A 15,696-nucleotide genomic window follows, 5' to 3' on the forward strand; every position below is an offset into this window, starting at 1 on the left:
CCGGGCTGGCGGGATGTATGGGTGGAAGCGGGGGGAACGAGGCGCAGTTTTCCCCGATCGCCGACGAACTGACCGTCTGGCACGCCATGGGCGGCACTAACGGCGAGACGCTCGACGGGATCGCCGCCGGCTTCGAGGAGGAACACGGCATCGAGGCGAACATGGAGTTTCAGGACTCCTACGAGAACGTCCTGACGAACACGCTCGCGGCGTTCGACTCCGGAAACGTCTCCGACATGCTCCAGGTCGACAGCCTGTTCGCCCAACAGGTGTTGGACACGGAGCAGGTTCGGCCTGTCGCGGAGATCCTTCCCGACGACTTCGACACGGACGTCTTCCTCGACAACGTCGCGGAGTTCTTCACCGTCGACGGCGAGCTCGCCTCGCTCCCGTTCAACAACTCGAACGCGATCATGTACATCAACCGCGACGCGTTCGAGGAGGCGGGACTCGACCCGGACGACCCGCCGAGCACGCTCGCGGAGGTCCGGTCCGCCTCGGAGACGCTCGTCGATCAGGGCGTCACCCAGTACGGGATCACCTGGCCGAACCACGTCTGGTTCGTGGAGACGTGGTACGGCTTCGAGGGCGAGCTCATGACCGACGCCGAGAACGGCCACGCCGGCGACCCCTCGGAGTTCTACACGCCCGACGCCGTCCACGACCTTTACGAGTGGTGGAAGGGGATGGCCGACGACGGCCTCTACACCAACCCGGGGATCGAGGCGTGGGGCGAGGCGACCTCGCTCTTCATCGAGGAGGAGGCCGCGATGGTCCTCACGAGCACCGCGTCGGTCGCGGGACTGATCGCCGACTCCGAGGGATTCACCGTCGACGCGGCCCCGTATCCGTCCATCAGCGACACGCGAGTGGGGCCGGTCATCGGCGGCGCGTCCTTCTACGTCCCCGACGGACTCCCCGAGGACCGGTACGAGGAGATCGGGCAGCTGCTCCAGTACATGGCGCAACCCGAGGTCCAGACGGAGTGGCACAAGGGGTCGGGATACTACCCGATCACGCAACCCTCGGTCGACTCCCTGCGCGAGGAGGGGTGGTTCGAGGAGAACCCGATGTACAACGTCGCGCTCAAGCAGCTCCAGAACGGCGACGCCTCCGACCCCGCCACGAAGCGGGCGCTCCTCGGTCCGGCCCGAAACGTCCAGACGGTGATCCAGGACAAGTCGGTCGACGTCGTCAACGCCGACGACGTCGGATCGGAGATCGAGACGATGAAGTCGGAGGTCGAGTCCGTGCTGACCGACTACTACGAGTGATCGAGGTCGACGGGTCAGATGTCCACACGAGAGATATTCGACGGACGACTGGAGGCGGCCCTGCTTTTAGCGCCGACGCTCCTCGTCTCGGTCGTCTTCCTCTACTATCCGACCGCACTCGCGTTCCGGACCAGCCTCTTCGATGCCGGCTTCGGCCGGGCCGAGGAGTTCGTCGGCCTCGAGAACTACCTGACGCTTCTGGAAAGCTCGGCGTATCACCGGAGCGTCGCGATCTCCGTCCTCTTCGCGGCGCTCGTGGTCGTCGGAACGATCACGGTCTCGCTGTACCTGACGTTCCTCATCCACGAGGTCGACGACGGACAGGGATGGTACCTGATCTCCGTGATCTGGCCGTACGCCCTCCCGCCGGCGGTCGCCGCGCTCGTGTTCCTCTTCATCCTCCACCCGACGCTCGGCGTTCTCACGGGGCCGATCGAGGCGGTAGGGTTCGACGTCGACTGGTTCAACGACGGCCCGCAGGCGTTCCTCGTCGTCCTTCTCGTGGCGATCTGGAAACAGATCGGGTACAACGTGATCTTCATGATCGCGGCGATGAAGGACGTCCCGGACGCGCTCACGGAGACCGCCGAACTCGACGGGGTCGGTCGGTTGCGTCGACTCGTCTCGGTGTACGTCCCGATCATGACCCCGACGCTGTTCTTCCTCGTGATCATCAACACGATCTACGCGTTCTTCGGCACGTTCGCGTTCGTCGACCTGCTGACGAGCGGCGGTCCCGCGAACGCGACGAACGTCCTGATCTTCGACCTCTACCGCGAGGGGTTCTCCTTCTTCAACTTCGGGGTCGCCTCGACGAAGTCCGTTGTGTTGTTCCTCGTCGTCGCGGTCCTGATGGTGATACAGTTCAGACTGACCGAGGAGTACTCCTACTACGGAGCGTGAGATGACGAACGCGATCCAGTACACGAAACGACGGTTCGAGGCGTTGAAGGGGGCGATAGCTGCTGGTGACGAGGACGAACCGCTGGCGGTGACCGGGCTCGGGGAGGGCGTCGGCGTCCACCTCCAGCTCTGGCTCCTGGTCGGGATGGTGGTGTTCCCGATCCTCGTCGCGGTCGTCGTGAGCACCAAACAGCAGGGGATCGTGACGAGCCTTCCCGACCTGATCCCCGGGACGTACGCGGTCGAGAACTACCGGGAGGCGATCGTCGACTACGGGTTCGGCCGGTTCATGTGGAACTCGCTCCTGATGTCGGTGGTCGTCGTCGTCGGGAAGCTCGTGATCTCCGTACTCGCCGCGATGGCGATCGTCTACTACCGGGTCCCGTACAAGGACCTCGTCTTCCTGTTCGTGCTGTTCACGCTGTTGTTGCCGGTCCCGGTTCGGTTCATCCCGCTGTTCCAGCTGATCAACGACCTCGGCTGGGGCAACAGCCTGCTCGCGATCACGGTCCCGTATCTCGCGAGCGCGACGACCGTCTTCATCCTGCGACAGCACTTCCTCTCGATCCCGAACTCGATCGTCGAAACCGCCAAACTCGACGGTGTCGGACCGGTGAAATTCACGCTCCAGGTGTTGATCCCGATGTCGAGAGGCGTCCTCGTCGGCGTCTCGATCATCATGTTCGTCTACGCCTGGAACCAGTACCTCTGGCCGCTGGTCATCATCGACTCCGAGGCGAACCAGGTCGCACAGGTCGGCTTACAGCTGCTTCAGGGCGACGTCCAGGGCGGACAGCTCTCCTGGTCGCTCGTGATGGCCGGCTCGGTGTTGACGCTTCTCCCCCCGCTGGCGCTCATGGTCCTCTTCCGGGAACCGCTTCTGGAGACGTTCGCGATCCAACAGAAGTGACGTGACCACGATGACGCTACGAAACCGAATGACATGACCACGATAACGCTACGAAACCTCCGCAAGGAGTTCGACGACGTCGTCGCAGTCAACGGCGTGGACCTGACGGTCCGGGACGGCGAGTTTCTCGTCGTCGTCGGCCCGAGCGGCTGCGGGAAGAGCACGACGCTCCGACTGCTCGCCGGGCTCGAGACGGCGACCGACGGGGAGATACGCATGGACGACCGCGACGTCACCGGCACGGAGCCGAAGGACCGGAACGTCGCGATGGTGTTCCAGAACTACGCGCTGTACCCGCACATGACGGGACGACGGAACATCACGTTCGGCATGAACGCCACCGACTCCTTCACCGACGAGGAGATCGACCGACGGGTCGCGGAGGCGGCCGAGACGCTCGACATCACCGATCTGCTCGACCGCAAGCCGCAGGCCATGTCCGGTGGGGAGCGCCAGCGCGTCGCGCTCGGCCGGGCGATCGTCAGGGACCCGGACGCGTTCCTGATGGACGAGCCGCTGTCGAACCTGGACGCGAAGCTGCGGATCCAGATGCGCGCGGAGCTCACGCGGCTCCACGCCGAACTCGGCACGACGACCGTCTACGTCACGCACGACCAGACGGAGGCGATGACCCTCGGCGAGCGGGTCGTCGTGATGGACGACGGCGAGATCCAGCAGGTCGACCCGCCGCAGGCGCTGTACGACTTCCCGGAGAACCGGTTCGTCGCGGAGTTCATCGGCGACCCGGCGATGAACATGATCGACGTGGCGGTGGAGGGGGGCGTCGCGGTCCACGACGCCTTCCGTATCCCGCTCCCGACCGGAGAGGCCGGCGACGGGAAGAACGTCGAGAACGGAACGGCGGCCGAGTCGCTCGCCGACCCCGAAGCGGGGGACCGTCGGAAGGCGGTCCTCGGCGTGCGACCGGAGGACCTCCATCCGGCCCGCGACCGGCCCGACCTCGGGGAGACCACGTTCGACGCGACGGTCGAGGTCACGGAGCCGCTCGGGGACAGCCTCCTCGTTCACTGTTCGGTCGGGGACGCGACGTTCAAGATGGGGGCCGAACCGCGCTCGTCGCTCGAGCCGGGCGGGACCGTCTCGGTGACCTACGACCCGGAGCGGCTCCACCTCTTCGAGCCCGAGACCGGCGAGGCGTTCTACCACTCCTCGACCGCACCGGTCACGTCGGATCGGCTCGAGCGGGTCGCGAACGACTGAGTCACCGCCTCAGATCGGGAAGACGTCCTCGGCGGTCCGGTCGTCGTCCTCGCCCGATCCGTTCTTCACCGTCAGTTCGTCGAGTTCCGCGCGCAGTCGGGACTCGTCCATGTCCTCGCCGATGAGCACGAGCCGCGTCCGGCGGTCGTCGTCGGGGTCCCACTCGCCGATGGGTCCGGCCTGGACCGACGGGCCGGCCTGGCTCACGCCGATCACCTCGTCGGTGCCCGCGACGGCGACGAACCCCTTCGCGCGGATCACGGAACCGTCCCAGTCGTCGAGCCAGTCCGCGAACGCCCCCGGCGCGAAGGGGTCGTCGGCGCGGTAGACGAACGAGTCGACGCCGTGGGCCGCAGCCGCTCCCTCGGCGTGGTCGTGGGTGTGGTCCCGCCCGTCCTCGGCGTGGTCGTGACTCGGATCGTCTCCCTCGCTTTCGGCGATCGCACGCTTCCAGCCGGCCGAGCGCTTCGCCTGCTCGAAGTCGAACAGGCCCGTGTCGAGCACCCGATCGGGGTCGACCGACGAGTAGGTCGTTCGGATCCGCTCGGCTCGCGGGCCGAGCCGTTCGGCGACCGACTCGATCCGCTCTATCACGTCGTCGGGGACCATGTCGGTCTTGTTCAACAGCAGGACGTCACAGAACTCGATCCCCTCGACGAGCACGTCCGCGAGGGGGCGATCCGCGCCCGCGTCGGCGTTCGCGCCGCCCGGTAGGTCCTCGCCCGCGTCGAACTCCTTCCAGAAGCCGTACGTGTCGAGGACGGTCACCATCGTGTCCAGCCTGAACCGCTCCGTGGGGTCGATATCCGCGCCCTCGGTCCCCTCGAGGAACGCCCGCGCTATCGGGACGGGCTCGGAGATCCCCGAGGACTCGACGAGGAGGTAGTCGAAGTCGCGGGAGTCCGCGAGCGCGGTCGCCTCGGTCAACAGGTCGTCCTGGAGCCGACAGCAGATACAGCCGTTCGAGAGGTCGATCACGCCCTCCTCGTCGTTCTCACGTGCGATCAGCTCCGCGTCGACGTTCACCTCGCCCATGTCGTTGAGGATCACCGCGATCCGCCGGTCGCCCGGGTTCTCCAACAGGTGGTTCACCAACGTCGTCTTCCCGGCGCCGAGGTATCCGCTGAGGACCGTGACGGGGATCCGATCGTCGCGTGTCATGCGTACTCATACGCAACCGTGCCGGCGGTATGAAACGATCGATCGGCCGGATCCTCTCCGACAGCTCTCCGGAAAAACCCCTCCCGATACCGGCGGCGAGCGGCGGTTGTGAGACGTTTATGTGTCTCTATCGGCTAGGTCACACACCGAATGGTCTCCCCGTTCGACGTGTTGGGTCTCGACGAGGACGCGGACGACGCCGACGTCGAACGGGCCTACCGCGATCGGGTGAAGGAGGCACACCCGGACACGGGCGGATCGATCGAGGAGTTCCAACTCGTCAGGCGAGCCTACCGTGAACTCTCCGAGCGCGACCTGAACGGCACGGGATCGAACGGAGCCGGCGACCCCGCGGACATCGACCTCACGGAGGGAACCGGAACCGGATCGATCCGCGTGGAGTTCCTCGATTACGAGGCGATCGCCGACCGCGGATGGGACCTCGAGGACGACCGCCTCTTCGCGAAGGCGGCCGACGCCGACCTCGCCCCGGCCGATCACGGTCGTCTCCTCGTCGAACCCGACGAGAGCCTGCTCGAGGCCGCCGAGAACCGCGGGTTCTCCTGGCCCTTCTCGTGTCGCGGCGGCGCGTGCGCGAACTGCGCCGTCTACCTCGTCGAGGGCGAGCTCTCCCAGCCCGCGAACCACATCCTCTCGGAGGAACACGCCGAGCGCGGCTTCCGGCTCTCGTGTAACGGCTACCCCCTCTCCGACGAGCTGAAGGTCGTCTTCAACGTCAAGCACCTGCCCGAACTCGACGAGCTGCGACTGCCGCCCGGGCCGTTCCGGCGGGTGACCTCGGAGTGAGAGGGTATCAGTGTGGCGACGACGACGGGATGGTGACGACGAGAAGACGACGGAGCGACGACGATCGGATCTAGAACTGTTCGGCGATGGCGGCGACGACGGCGTCCTCGACGGCGTCGCGCTCGCCCGAGAGGAAGTCGATCTTCCCCTCGCGGAGCCCGGCGGTCGCGACGTCCGCGGCCGGCGCGATCTCGTCCGCCCGAGCGGCTATCTCCCTGACCGACAGGTCCGCGGTCGACCGGACGTACAGCTCGTCGGTGCCGATGCCGACCGTGGCGAACGGGTCGCCGTTCGCGTGCCGGCGGTGGAGGTCGTCGAGCAGCAGCGGCGTCGGCGGGAAGTCGAACCGGTGGGTGTACTCGTCGGTGTCGAGCAGCGCGAACTCGACCCCGTCGACGGACTCGCTGACGACGTTGGCGCTCGCGGTCTCGATCTCGGTCTCGAGCTTCTCGCGGAACTGCTCGGAGACGTGTGCGGCGAGGTCACCGCCGTCCTCGAACAGCAGGTCGGCGATGAGCTCGCGCTTGTCCTGGTACGACTGGTAGTACGCCTCGAGCGCGACCGCCTCACGGAGTTCCGCGATCCGCTCGCGATCGTAGCCGGCGTCGCGGGCGAGGTCGACGTACCGGTCCGGCGTGTCGCTCCAGTAGCTCACGGCGGGCAGGTGGACGAGATCCGACCGAACCTCGTCGTTGACCGCCGACGCGAGCGACGCGACGAGCGCGCCCGTCGAGAGGTCGTCGTCGACCTCGGCGAGCTCCGGCGACACGAGCGTGTCGACCCGCTCTCGCGTCTCGGGGTCCGCGACCGCGGCGTCGACGACGACGGCCTCCACGCCGTAGACGGAGAGCAGGTCGAGTCCGTCCTCGGACTCGACGGTCGATCCGGTGCCGACGAGGAGGAACAGCGGGAGCTTCTCGTCGTGCCGGTCGCGGTCCTGAAGCATGCGGGTGACGTCGTTCGTCGCCGCGTCCATGTCGTAGACCGGCTCCTCGGTCGGTCGACGGGTGAAGTAGTGGTACTCCGCGTCGCTCTTCGCGTGCTCGTCGCGGATGAGCGGGAGCACGGCGCGTTCCACCGCGGCACCGGCGACGTAGCCGTCGGCGGTCGCGGGGTGACGCACCACGATGGGGCGCGACTCGAGGACCGCACGGCGGACGGCCTCCGCGGCGTCAAGCAGCCCCTCGCCGAGCTCGGCGACCGCCCCGTCGCCGGCGAGCGGCTGAAGTCCCTCGGGGCGGGCCTTCGCGGCCAGCGCCTCGGCGAGCCGGCGACGGACCGTCTCGGCGTCCTCGCCGTCGAGCACCGCGAGCGCCTCCGTCTCCACCTGGATGTCGCCGCGGCGGCGCTCGACCTCGCCGTCGATCCGGATCGCGTCGCCGACCTCGACCTCGGGATACGCCCGGACGCCGGGCTCGACGAACGCGGCCGCGTCGACGACGCCGGTCGCGTCGCGAAGCTCGAAGATGGTCGGTCCGCCCGTCTGGTGCGTGCTCACGACCTCGCCCTCCAGTCGGACCGTCTCGCCGACGCGGTCCGGGAGCGTCTCGACGTCGACACGCTCGTACTCCGCGTCCGACTCCGACTCGGTGTCCACCTCGCCCTCGTCTTCCTCGCTATCGCCGCTCCGATCGTCGACCCGGTCGACGACCGTGTCTTCGGTGGGCGTCTCGTCCGCTGCCGCTTCGGCTTCGACCGTCCCGTCGGCGTCCGCCTCCGATCGTCCGCTCGACCGGTCCGGGTCGTCCGCGGTCTCCGTCCCGTCGGACGCCCCGGAGCGCTCATTTCCCGCGGCGTCCTCGGTCGTGCCCGACTCCGCCGCGTTCGCGTCTTCGACCTCTGTGCCGTCCGGGTCCGCGCTCTCGGCTTCCGCGCCGTCCGCCTCGTCCTCCGCGTCCTCGTCGGGCACGTACTCGGTCTCGCCGTCCTGGACGAGCGCCCCGCGGAACTCGCGGTCGGCCTGGCGGATCGACCACGCGAGGTCGATGTTCCCGTTGTCCCGGACGCCTTTCACCTGGACGAACACGTCGTCGCCCGGCTCCCACTCGAGGCTGTCGAGTCGTCTGTCGAGCTCCGAGCGGTGGAGCAGTCCCGTGACGCCGGGCGCGAGGTCGATGAACACGCCGAACTCGGCGTAGCCGTCGACGACGCCGCGGTAGAAGCGGTTCGCGACGAGCCCATCGGGGCTGTCGCCGCGGAAGTCGAAGACCACGTCCTCCTGGTGTGAGCGGCAGATACGACCGCCGCCGTCGACGTCGACGCCACAGATGATACAGGATCCCATTTGAGTCTCTCGAGTGGCTCACGCCTAAAACGGTTGTCGAAAGTCGTCCGGGGGGCGATCGGTGGCATCCGCCACGGGGACGGGTCAGCCCTCAGATCAGCCGGCGAAGAGCGCCCGCACCGCGGCCACGACGCGGTAGCCGATCCCGTATCCGAACGTCGCCGCCGGGATCCCGGCGAGAACCGTCCGGAACGGCGTCGTTCCGTGGACGGCCCGGAACCCGATCAACAACAGCAGCGTCGCGTACCCGCCGCAGAGGACTCGAAGCGCCGGGACCGCCGGTCCCGCGAGCGCCATCGGCGCGCTCGCGTACGCGACCACCTGCACCGTCTCGCTCACGCCGCCGCGGTCACGAAACGAGACCCCGCCGTCGAACTCCAGACTGGCGATCACGAGCGACACCGTCGCCAGCGCGGCGGTCAGATGGAGCCCGACGGGAGCCGCGAGCGCCGTGACGAGCAGGACCACGACGGCCGCAGAGAGGACGAAACTCCCGGCGATCGACGGCACCACGGTCGGCTCGGTCGCGACCCAGCCGAGGACGAAGACGGCGGCGACGGCCGCGGCGAACGTCAGTCCCGGGGCCTGATCGCCCGGAGCGACGCCGTTCACGAAGAAGCGCCGCGGCCGGATCAGCACCTCGATCCAGGCGCGAGCGAGCCCCCGAAGGCCGCGGTCCCGTCCGCCCTCCGGGTTCTCGATCCACGAGTTCACGCCCGACGGTACGGGGCCCTCGAATAACCTGGTTCCGGTTCGAGACGGGACGCCCGCGTGAATTCGCGTTATCCGGACTGATAGTCGGCGGAAAAACCCTTATATCGCTCGCGGCGGAGCGGGAGACGAATGAGCGGGTATCGAGACGACGAACGGGGGTTCGCGCCGATGGCGGGGACCGGCGTGCTCGTCGGCGTCGTGGTGTTGGTCCTGGCGGTCGTCGGGGCCGCGGTCTTCGGGCTCATCGACGGGGTCGCCCCGCCGGACGCGGAGTTCGAGGTCGAACGGGAGGCCGACGGTCTCGTCGTGGTCGCGGCCGGCCCGGAGCCGGTCCCGGCCGAGGAGCTGTACGTCCGCGGGGAGGACCCCGACGACTCGGTGACGTTCGGGGCGTGGCCCGGCGAGGGCGTCGTCCGTCCGGGCGATCGGGTGACGGTGCCCAACGCCACCGGCGACGAGACGATGGAGGTCGTCTGGAAGCCGGTGGCGTTCGACCGCAGCGAGACGCTCGGCAGCTACGAACCCGACGAGGAATCGGAGATCGACGAGTGGGCCGAGGAGAACGGGCCGGCGGCGGCCCCGGTCGCGGCGTAGGGAGACGGGGGTCCGTGAGTTGGCAGCCTCCACCGATCAGAGCTCCACCCACTCGCCACACTCGTCGGACCGTTCGATCGTGTCGAGGACCCGCTGGACCTGGTACCCCCGTCTTCGAACGACGGCTCCGCCCTCGCTCGGCGTAGCTCAATCGCTTCCGATGACTCGTCAGGACGGAACTGAATATCCGGATCGAGTTAGGTCTCTTCAACCGAGACCGAACAGAGATCTTCGACGGCGCGACAGAGGACGTCGACACTGTCATGTAGGAGATCGACCCGTGCCCACTCGTCAGTCGTGTGCGATTGGGCCGAGGTACCTGGACCCCAGATGATCGCCGGAATGCCGGCGTCGTTGACGAAATTTCGTTGATCGGTGGCCGCGTTTTTGCCGGCAGGGGCGGTGTCGACACCGGCGACGTCGTTTGCGTGTTTCCTGAAAACCGTCGCGACGTGCTCGTCGGGGTCGATCTCAGCCGCCTCATACGTCCGAACCCGGTTGATCGATACGTCGAATCCTTCCTCGCGGAGCGGATCGAACACACCGTCGATCTCTTCGTCGAGATCGTCGACGTCCTCCGATGGCAGAAACCGACGATCCATTCGGAGTTCCGCAGACTCCGGGATCACGTTCTCCTTGGTCCCCGCGGAAACCATCGTCGGTGTACACAGCGACTCGCCGATGAGCGGGTGAGTCCGTTCGGCGATCCGATGACGATAGGCGGAGAGTCGAGCTTCATTCCCGAAAAGCGCGTCGAGTGCGTTTTTTCCGAGTTCCGGCTTGCTTGCGTGGCTTGACTTCCCTCCGATCTCGACAGCGTACCACGCGAGTCCCTTCGCGACCGTGTGTACGTGTAGTTCTGTCGGTTCCAGAACCACTCCATAATCGGCATCGATGCCTTCCAACAACGTTTTCGTACCGGGCTCAGCGGTCTCCTCGCCCATCACGAACGTAAGGATAAGCTTTCCATCGACAGCACCGGAGGACTCCGCAGCTCGCCCCGCAAGCATCGCGGCAGCGAGACCGGCTTTCATGTCGCTGGTACCGCGACCGTACACCCTCCCGTCGGCGACGACGCCGTTAAACGGATCGACAGACCAGCGATCGCGGTCCCCCGGTGGTACAACGTCCATATGGCCGTTGAGAACCAGCTTTCCCGCGTCCGGATCGCCGGCGCCTATCTCCGCGACGACTTGCGGACGATCGGGGTCGGGACGGTCGACAATTTCCGCGTCGATCTCCCGACTTTCCAGCCACTCGTAGATGAATTCGGCTAGAGGTTTCTCCCGACCCGGTGGGTTCCGGGTGTCGATCGAAACGAGTTTGGCAAGGAGATCGGCTGCTTCCTCTTTGGACGTCTCAGGAGGGACTTCTCCGGTCATATCGGTACCGCAATGAGAATGAATATAAATACCGCGGTTGTGCGGGACGTGAGTTCCTGTGATCTCGTCGGATCAACGGTACTGCGTTCACCTCCGGTACTGATTCATTCTGATAGAGGAGACATCATCGGAATTCATCTCTCCTGTCGGTGGCTCATATCTGAAAATTAGGATCGGCCGGGCTTCCTCCCCGCGCTGAAGCGCGAGGAGTCCTCCGTGGATACTCCAGTCAGTCCGTTATAAGTCAACCCGTTCACCACGCTCGTCGGACCGCTCGATCGCGTCGAGGGTACGCTGGACCTCGTATCCTTCCGCGAACGACGGCGAGAACTCGCCGCCCTCCGCGACCGCCGAGAGGAACTCGTAGTTCTCGTGGACGAAGGTGTGCTCCCAGCCGAGCACGTGCCCCGGCGGCCACCAGTGGTCGACGTAGGGGTCGGACTCGTCGGTGACGAGCACCGTCTCGTAGCCGCGGTCGCCCTCGCGGAGCACCTCGAGCTCGTTCAGCCGCTCGAGCGAGAACCGCAGGCTTCCCTTCGATCCGTGGACCTCGACCGTGTGGTCGTTCTTGTGGCCGGTCGCGAACCGCGACGCCTCGAAGGTTCCCATCGCGCCGGACTCGTAGGCGACCTGCGCCGAGAACGCGTCGTCGACCGTCACGTCGCGGTACTCCTCGACCTCGCCATCGTCGTCGAGGACGGGTCGCTCCTCGACGAACGTCTCGAGGTGTCCGGAGACGCGGTCGACCCCGCCGACCGCGTCGCCGAGGAGGAACCCCGCGAGGTCGATCGAGTGCGCGCCCAGATCGCCGAGCGCTCCGGAGCCGGCGAGGTCGGCGTCCATCCGCCACGCCCAGGGAGCGTCGGGGTCGACGAGCCAGTCCTGGAGGTACCGTCCGCGAACGTGTCGGATCTCGCCGAGTTCGCCGTCGGCGATCAGGTTCCGCGCGTGCTGGATCGCCGGAACGAACCGGTAGTTGAACGCGCAGCCGGCGGGAACGTCGGCGTCGGCGGCCGCGTCGCGCATGCGTTCCGCCCCCTCGAGGGTGGGCGCGAGCGGCTTCTCACAGAGGACGGGAACGCCCGCCTCCAGCGCGGCGACCGAGGGGTCGACGTGGACGTGGTTCGGTCCGAGGTTGTAGAAGACGTCGACCGCCTCGATGGCGTCGGCCCAGTCGGTCTCGGTGTGCGCGAAGCCGAACCGGTCGGCCGCCTCCGCGAGCGCCTCCTCGTCGCGCCCGACGAGCGTGTGTCGCTCGACGTCGGGCGCGTCGGGGAAGAACATCGGAAGCCGCGCCATCGCGTTCGCGTGCGCGTTGCCCATGAATCGATACCCCAGAACGCCGATCTTCAGTGGTTCGTCGGTCATCGTTGTGCGTCGTTGTGATCCCGGTCTCCCGATTACTCCGCCCAGTACACGTCGCCCGGCCGCGTCTCGAAGACCGCCCGCGAGAGCACGTCGACGGCCTTCTCCAGTCCCTCCCGCGAGGAGGTGAGCGAGTCCTCGTGTTCGATGGAGAGCGCGCCCTCGTAGCCGACCATCCGGAGCGTCGAGACGAAGTCCTTCCAGTGGGCCTCGTCGTGGCCGTACCCGATCGAGCGGAACAGCCACGAGCGGTCGGCCTCCTCGGTGTAGTCCGTCGTGTCGAGGACGCCCTTCACGCGGGCGTTCGACTCGTACACCCTCGTGTCCTTGGCGTGGACGTGGTGGATCGCGTCGTGCTCGCCCAGAAAGCGGATCGCCTCCGTCACGTCGATCCCCTGCCAGTAGAGGTGCGAGGGGTCGAGGTTCGCGCCGACGCGCTCGTTGGTCGCCTCGCGGAGCGCGAGCATCCCGGTCGGCTCGTAGACGAGCATGTTCGGGTGCATCTCGATCGCGAGATCGACGCCGTGGGCGTCGGCGTGTTCGGCCAGGTCGCTCCAGTACGGGATCGCGACCTCGTCCCACTGGTACTCGTGTGCCTCCGCGTGTTCGGTCGGCCACGGAGCGGTGATCCAGTTGGGCGTCGAATCGCCGGGCGCGCCCGCGGGCAACCCGGAGAAGCAGGTGACCGTGTCGACGCCGAGCTCGGCGGCCAGCTCGATCGCCTCGCGCAGCTCCCGGTCGGCCCGCTCGGCCCGTTCCTCGTCGGGATGGAGCGGGTTGTTGTGGGTCGCCAGCGCGGAGACGCGCAGGCCGTGCTCGTCGAGCAGGTCGGCGAGCTCCGCCTGCGCCGCGTCGTTTCCGAGGCACTCCTCGCGGTCGAGGTGGTCCTCGCCGGGAAAGCCGCCGACGCCGATCTCGACCGCGTCGACGTCGAGCCCGGCGAGGTACGCGAACGCGTCCTCGATCGATTCGTCACCGAGCGGAACGGTCAGTACGCCGATGTCCATGCGTAGGAATCTAACTACGTCCCGAATAAACCTTTAGGATACGGTCAGGTGGTCGCCGGTTCGATCCGCAAGGGCTCGAACCACGCACGAGCGAACCACGTACGACGTGAGACCGGACGCGAACCACATGAGGTTTTAACGGATGGAGCGTGTATGACGCCCATGGGAATCCTCTCGCGCGCCTCCTACGTCATCCGCTCCAAGGTGAACGCCCTCCTGAACCGGGCCGAGGACCCGACCGAGTCGCTCGACTACTCCTACGAGCAGATGCGCGACGAGCTCCAGGACGTCAAACAGGGTATCGCGGACCTCACGACCCAGAAGAAGCGTTTGGAGATACAAAAGCGCAAGCTCGAGGAGAACGTCGAGAAGCACAACCGGCAGGCGAGGGAGGCGGTCCAACAGGACCGCGACGACCTCGCCCGGAAAGCCCTCGAGAAGAAGAAGTCGAAGATGACGCAGATCGAGGAGCTGGAGGGGCAGATCGCGAAGCTGAACGACACCCAAGACCAACTCGTCGAGAAGAAGAACAAGCTCCAGAACCGCATCGAGGAGTTCCGCACGAGAAAGGAGACGATGAAGGCCCGCTACGAGGCCGCGGAGGCGTCCTCGCGCGTCTCGGAGGCGATGACCGGCGTCGGCGACGAGATGGAGGACGTGAGCCGGTCGATCGAGCGGGCGGAGGAGCGGACCGAGGAGATGGAGGCGCGCGCGGAGGCGATGGACGAGCTCGAGGAGACCGGCGCGTTCGAGGACGCGCTCTCGGACAAGGACAGCATCGACCGCGAGCTGGAGGGGCTCTCGACGAACAGCGAGGTCGACGCCGAACTGGAGACGCTGAAAGGCGAGCTCGGGAAGGCGGACGCCCCGAGCGAGGACGCGAACGGCGCGAGCGAGAGCACGGACGAGGAGATCGACGCCGAACTCGACGACCTCCAGGCCGAGGTCGACGGCGCGGACCTGGAGGCGGACCTCGATGAGGACCTCGAAACCGACGTGGAACTCGAGGAGTCCGAAGTCGACGCGGACGAACCGAAGAACTAAGCGGTTCAGCCGTGGGTGTACCCGCGGTCCGGAAGCGGGTCGCCGTCGGCGGCGACCCCCTCGTCCGCCTCGACGACCGTCCCGACCCGAACGAGGCCGGCCGGACACTCCTCCCGAAGCCGGTCGACGTCCGCGTCCGGCACCGTACACACCAACTCGAAGTCCTCGCCGAAGTGTGCGGCGAGCTCGAAGCGTTCCTCGTCGCCGTCGCGGTCGGCGTCGTCGACGCTGCCACCCTCCCCGTCCCCGATCACGTCGTCGACGGCGGGGTGAACCGGAACCGCGTCGCGCTCGAGCGCGAACCCGACCCCGCTCGACTCCGCCAGCTGGTGGAGCGACCGCGCGAGTCCGTCGGAGGAGTCCATCATGGCGGTCGCGCTCCCTGCCAGCGCCCGCCCGTCGGCGACCCGAGGCGTAAAGCGGAAGAGGTCGTTCGCGCGCTCCACCGCGTCGTCGGTCCCGCGCTCGAAGAGCCGGAGCGCGGCCGCCGACCGACCCCACTCGCCGGTCACACAGAGCGCGTCGCCCGGCTCGGCCCCGCCGCGGGTGACGCCGCCGGAGCCGGCGGACGCGTCATCCTCGTCGACGGTGCCGATGGCGGTCGTCGCGGTCGTGAACTCCACGTGCTCGTCGAGGTCGCCGCCGACGTACTCCGCGCCGACGGCCTCACAGACGTCGACCGCGCCGGCGACGAACCGGTCGAGCTCGTCCGGGTCGAACGTCTCGTCGGCGTAGACGGCGACGGCCGCGGTCGCCGCTCCCCCCATCGCCGCGACGTCGGACAGCGAGGCTCCCACCGCGCGCCACCCGGCGGTGTACCGGGTCGTTCCCGGCGGGAAGTCGGTCCGATCGTGGAGCATGTCCGTGGTGATGACGGTACCGTCCACGACGGCCGCGTCGTCGCCGGCGCGGGGGAGGTCGGACGCGAGTCTCCGGAGGGCGTCGCGCTCGTTCACGCTCCCCGAACGGGCCGGCGACGGGTTAGGTGGTTCGGTCGGCGACCGACCGCTCTCGTTCTCGGCGGTCACCG

At 67.5% G+C, this 15,696-nt stretch carries 14 protein-coding genes; 7 read left to right on the top strand and 7 right to left on the bottom strand.

The window, feature by feature from the left end; translation table 11 throughout:
- Positions 1-86 precede the first annotated feature (86 nt).
- From EAO78_RS04715 to EAO78_RS04730, 4 genes are read left to right on the top strand one after another with little or no spacing between them, the layout of a single operon-like run.
- On the top strand, positions 87-1,274 hold the full coding sequence (locus EAO78_RS04715; protein ID WP_122104830.1) for an ABC transporter substrate-binding protein: 1,188 nt from the start codon (positions 87-89) through the stop codon (positions 1,272-1,274).
- A gap of 18 nt (positions 1,275-1,292) precedes the next feature.
- Positions 1,293-2,177, top strand: a complete 885-nt coding sequence (locus EAO78_RS04720) for a carbohydrate ABC transporter permease (RefSeq protein WP_122104701.1) — start codon at positions 1,293-1,295, stop codon at positions 2,175-2,177.
- 1 nt (position 2,178) lies between these two features.
- Positions 2,179-3,087, top strand: coding sequence for a carbohydrate ABC transporter permease (locus EAO78_RS04725; protein ID WP_122104702.1), 909 nt, complete (start codon positions 2,179-2,181; stop codon positions 3,085-3,087).
- A 33-nt stretch (positions 3,088-3,120) separates the two neighbouring features.
- Positions 3,121-4,308 carry an ABC transporter ATP-binding protein gene (locus EAO78_RS04730; RefSeq protein WP_122104703.1) on the top strand — a complete coding sequence of 396 codons (1,188 nt, stop codon included), beginning with the start codon at positions 3,121-3,123 and terminating at the stop codon, positions 4,306-4,308.
- A gap of 9 nt (positions 4,309-4,317) precedes the next feature.
- Here EAO78_RS04730 and EAO78_RS04735 read toward each other — a convergent pair whose 3' ends face one another.
- Positions 4,318-5,469, bottom strand: a complete 1,152-nt coding sequence (locus tag EAO78_RS04735; RefSeq protein WP_122104704.1) for a CobW family GTP-binding protein — start codon at positions 5,467-5,469, stop codon at positions 4,318-4,320.
- Between the two features lie 150 nt (positions 5,470-5,619).
- Here EAO78_RS04735 and fer point away from each other — a divergent pair, with 150 nt between their 5' ends.
- Positions 5,620-6,276 carry a ferredoxin Fer gene (gene fer, locus EAO78_RS04740; protein ID WP_122104705.1) on the top strand — a complete coding sequence of 219 codons (657 nt, stop codon included), beginning with the start codon at positions 5,620-5,622 and terminating at the stop codon, positions 6,274-6,276.
- Between the two features lie 70 nt (positions 6,277-6,346).
- On the opposite strand, the gene EAO78_RS04745 is transcribed toward fer, so the two are convergent.
- Together EAO78_RS04745 and EAO78_RS04750 are read right to left on the bottom strand one after the other, a co-directional pair.
- Positions 6,347-8,560, bottom strand: a complete 2,214-nt coding sequence (locus tag EAO78_RS04745; RefSeq protein ID WP_122104706.1) for a DHH family phosphoesterase — start codon at positions 8,558-8,560, stop codon at positions 6,347-6,349.
- 96 nt (positions 8,561-8,656) lie between these two features.
- Entirely contained in the window at positions 8,657-9,274 is a 618-nt protein-coding gene (locus tag EAO78_RS04750; RefSeq protein ID WP_122104707.1) for a YIP1 family protein, read from the bottom strand.
- 129 nt (positions 9,275-9,403) lie between these two features.
- On the opposite strand from EAO78_RS04750, the gene EAO78_RS04755 reads away from it, so the two are divergent.
- Entirely contained in the window at positions 9,404-9,868 is a 465-nt protein-coding gene (locus EAO78_RS04755) for a type IV pilin (RefSeq protein ID WP_122104708.1), read from the top strand.
- A 197-nt stretch (positions 9,869-10,065) separates the two neighbouring features.
- On the opposite strand, the gene EAO78_RS04760 is transcribed toward EAO78_RS04755, so the two are convergent.
- The 3 genes from EAO78_RS04760 to EAO78_RS04770 all read right to left on the bottom strand — a co-directional run bounded on the left by EAO78_RS04760 (position 10,066) and on the right by EAO78_RS04770 (position 13,622).
- Positions 10,066-11,250, bottom strand: a complete 1,185-nt coding sequence (locus EAO78_RS04760; protein WP_122104709.1) for a M20 family metallopeptidase — start codon at positions 11,248-11,250, stop codon at positions 10,066-10,068.
- A gap of 237 nt (positions 11,251-11,487) precedes the next feature.
- Positions 11,488-12,618, bottom strand: coding sequence for a Gfo/Idh/MocA family protein (locus tag EAO78_RS04765; RefSeq protein ID WP_122104710.1), 1,131 nt, complete (start codon positions 12,616-12,618; stop codon positions 11,488-11,490).
- Positions 12,619-12,650: 32 nt separating this feature from the next.
- Positions 12,651-13,622, bottom strand: a complete 972-nt coding sequence (locus EAO78_RS04770; RefSeq protein ID WP_122104711.1) for a sugar phosphate isomerase/epimerase family protein — start codon at positions 13,620-13,622, stop codon at positions 12,651-12,653.
- 162 nt (positions 13,623-13,784) lie between these two features.
- Between EAO78_RS04770 and EAO78_RS04775 the strand changes: the two genes are divergently transcribed.
- Positions 13,785-14,666: a PspA/IM30 family protein gene (locus EAO78_RS04775; RefSeq protein ID WP_122104712.1), complete on the top strand. Its 882-nt coding sequence runs from the start codon at positions 13,785-13,787 to the stop codon at positions 14,664-14,666.
- 5 nt (positions 14,667-14,671) lie between these two features.
- Here the strand turns inward: EAO78_RS04775 and thiL are convergent, their stop codons facing one another.
- Positions 14,672-15,622, bottom strand: a complete 951-nt coding sequence (gene thiL, locus EAO78_RS04780) for a thiamine-phosphate kinase (protein ID WP_122104713.1) — start codon at positions 15,620-15,622, stop codon at positions 14,672-14,674.
- Positions 15,623-15,696: the final 74 nt, after the last annotated feature.

It is taken from the genome of Halobellus captivus (assembly GCF_003697845.1).
Taxonomy (GTDB): domain Archaea; phylum Halobacteriota; class Halobacteria; order Halobacteriales; family Haloferacaceae; genus Halorubrum; species Halorubrum glutamatedens.

Excerpts from the sequence above, each read along its gene's own strand:
- EAO78_RS04715 (WP_122104830.1), top strand. The coding sequence starts at position 87 with ATGGGCGGCACTAACGGCGAGACGCTCGACGGGATCGCCGCCGGCTTC.
- EAO78_RS04720 (WP_122104701.1), top strand. The coding sequence starts at position 1,293 with ATGTCCACACGAGAGATATTCGACGGACGACTGGAGGCGGCCCTGCTT.
- EAO78_RS04725 (WP_122104702.1), top strand. The coding sequence starts at position 2,179 with ATGACGAACGCGATCCAGTACACGAAACGACGGTTCGAGGCGTTGAAG.
- EAO78_RS04730 (WP_122104703.1), top strand. The coding sequence starts at position 3,121 with ATGACCACGATAACGCTACGAAACCTCCGCAAGGAGTTCGACGACGTC.
- EAO78_RS04735 (WP_122104704.1), bottom strand. The coding sequence starts at position 5,469 with ATGACACGCGACGATCGGATCCCCGTCACGGTCCTCAGCGGATACCTC.
- fer (WP_122104705.1), top strand. The coding sequence starts at position 5,620 with ATGGTCTCCCCGTTCGACGTGTTGGGTCTCGACGAGGACGCGGACGAC.
- EAO78_RS04745 (WP_122104706.1), bottom strand. The coding sequence starts at position 8,560 with ATGGGATCCTGTATCATCTGTGGCGTCGACGTCGACGGCGGCGGTCGT.
- EAO78_RS04755 (WP_122104708.1), top strand. The coding sequence starts at position 9,404 with ATGAGCGGGTATCGAGACGACGAACGGGGGTTCGCGCCGATGGCGGGG.
- EAO78_RS04760 (WP_122104709.1), bottom strand. The coding sequence starts at position 11,250 with ATGACCGGAGAAGTCCCTCCTGAGACGTCCAAAGAGGAAGCAGCCGAT.
- EAO78_RS04765 (WP_122104710.1), bottom strand. The coding sequence starts at position 12,618 with ATGACCGACGAACCACTGAAGATCGGCGTTCTGGGGTATCGATTCATG.
- EAO78_RS04770 (WP_122104711.1), bottom strand. The coding sequence starts at position 13,622 with ATGGACATCGGCGTACTGACCGTTCCGCTCGGTGACGAATCGATCGAG.
- EAO78_RS04775 (WP_122104712.1), top strand. The coding sequence starts at position 13,785 with ATGGGAATCCTCTCGCGCGCCTCCTACGTCATCCGCTCCAAGGTGAAC.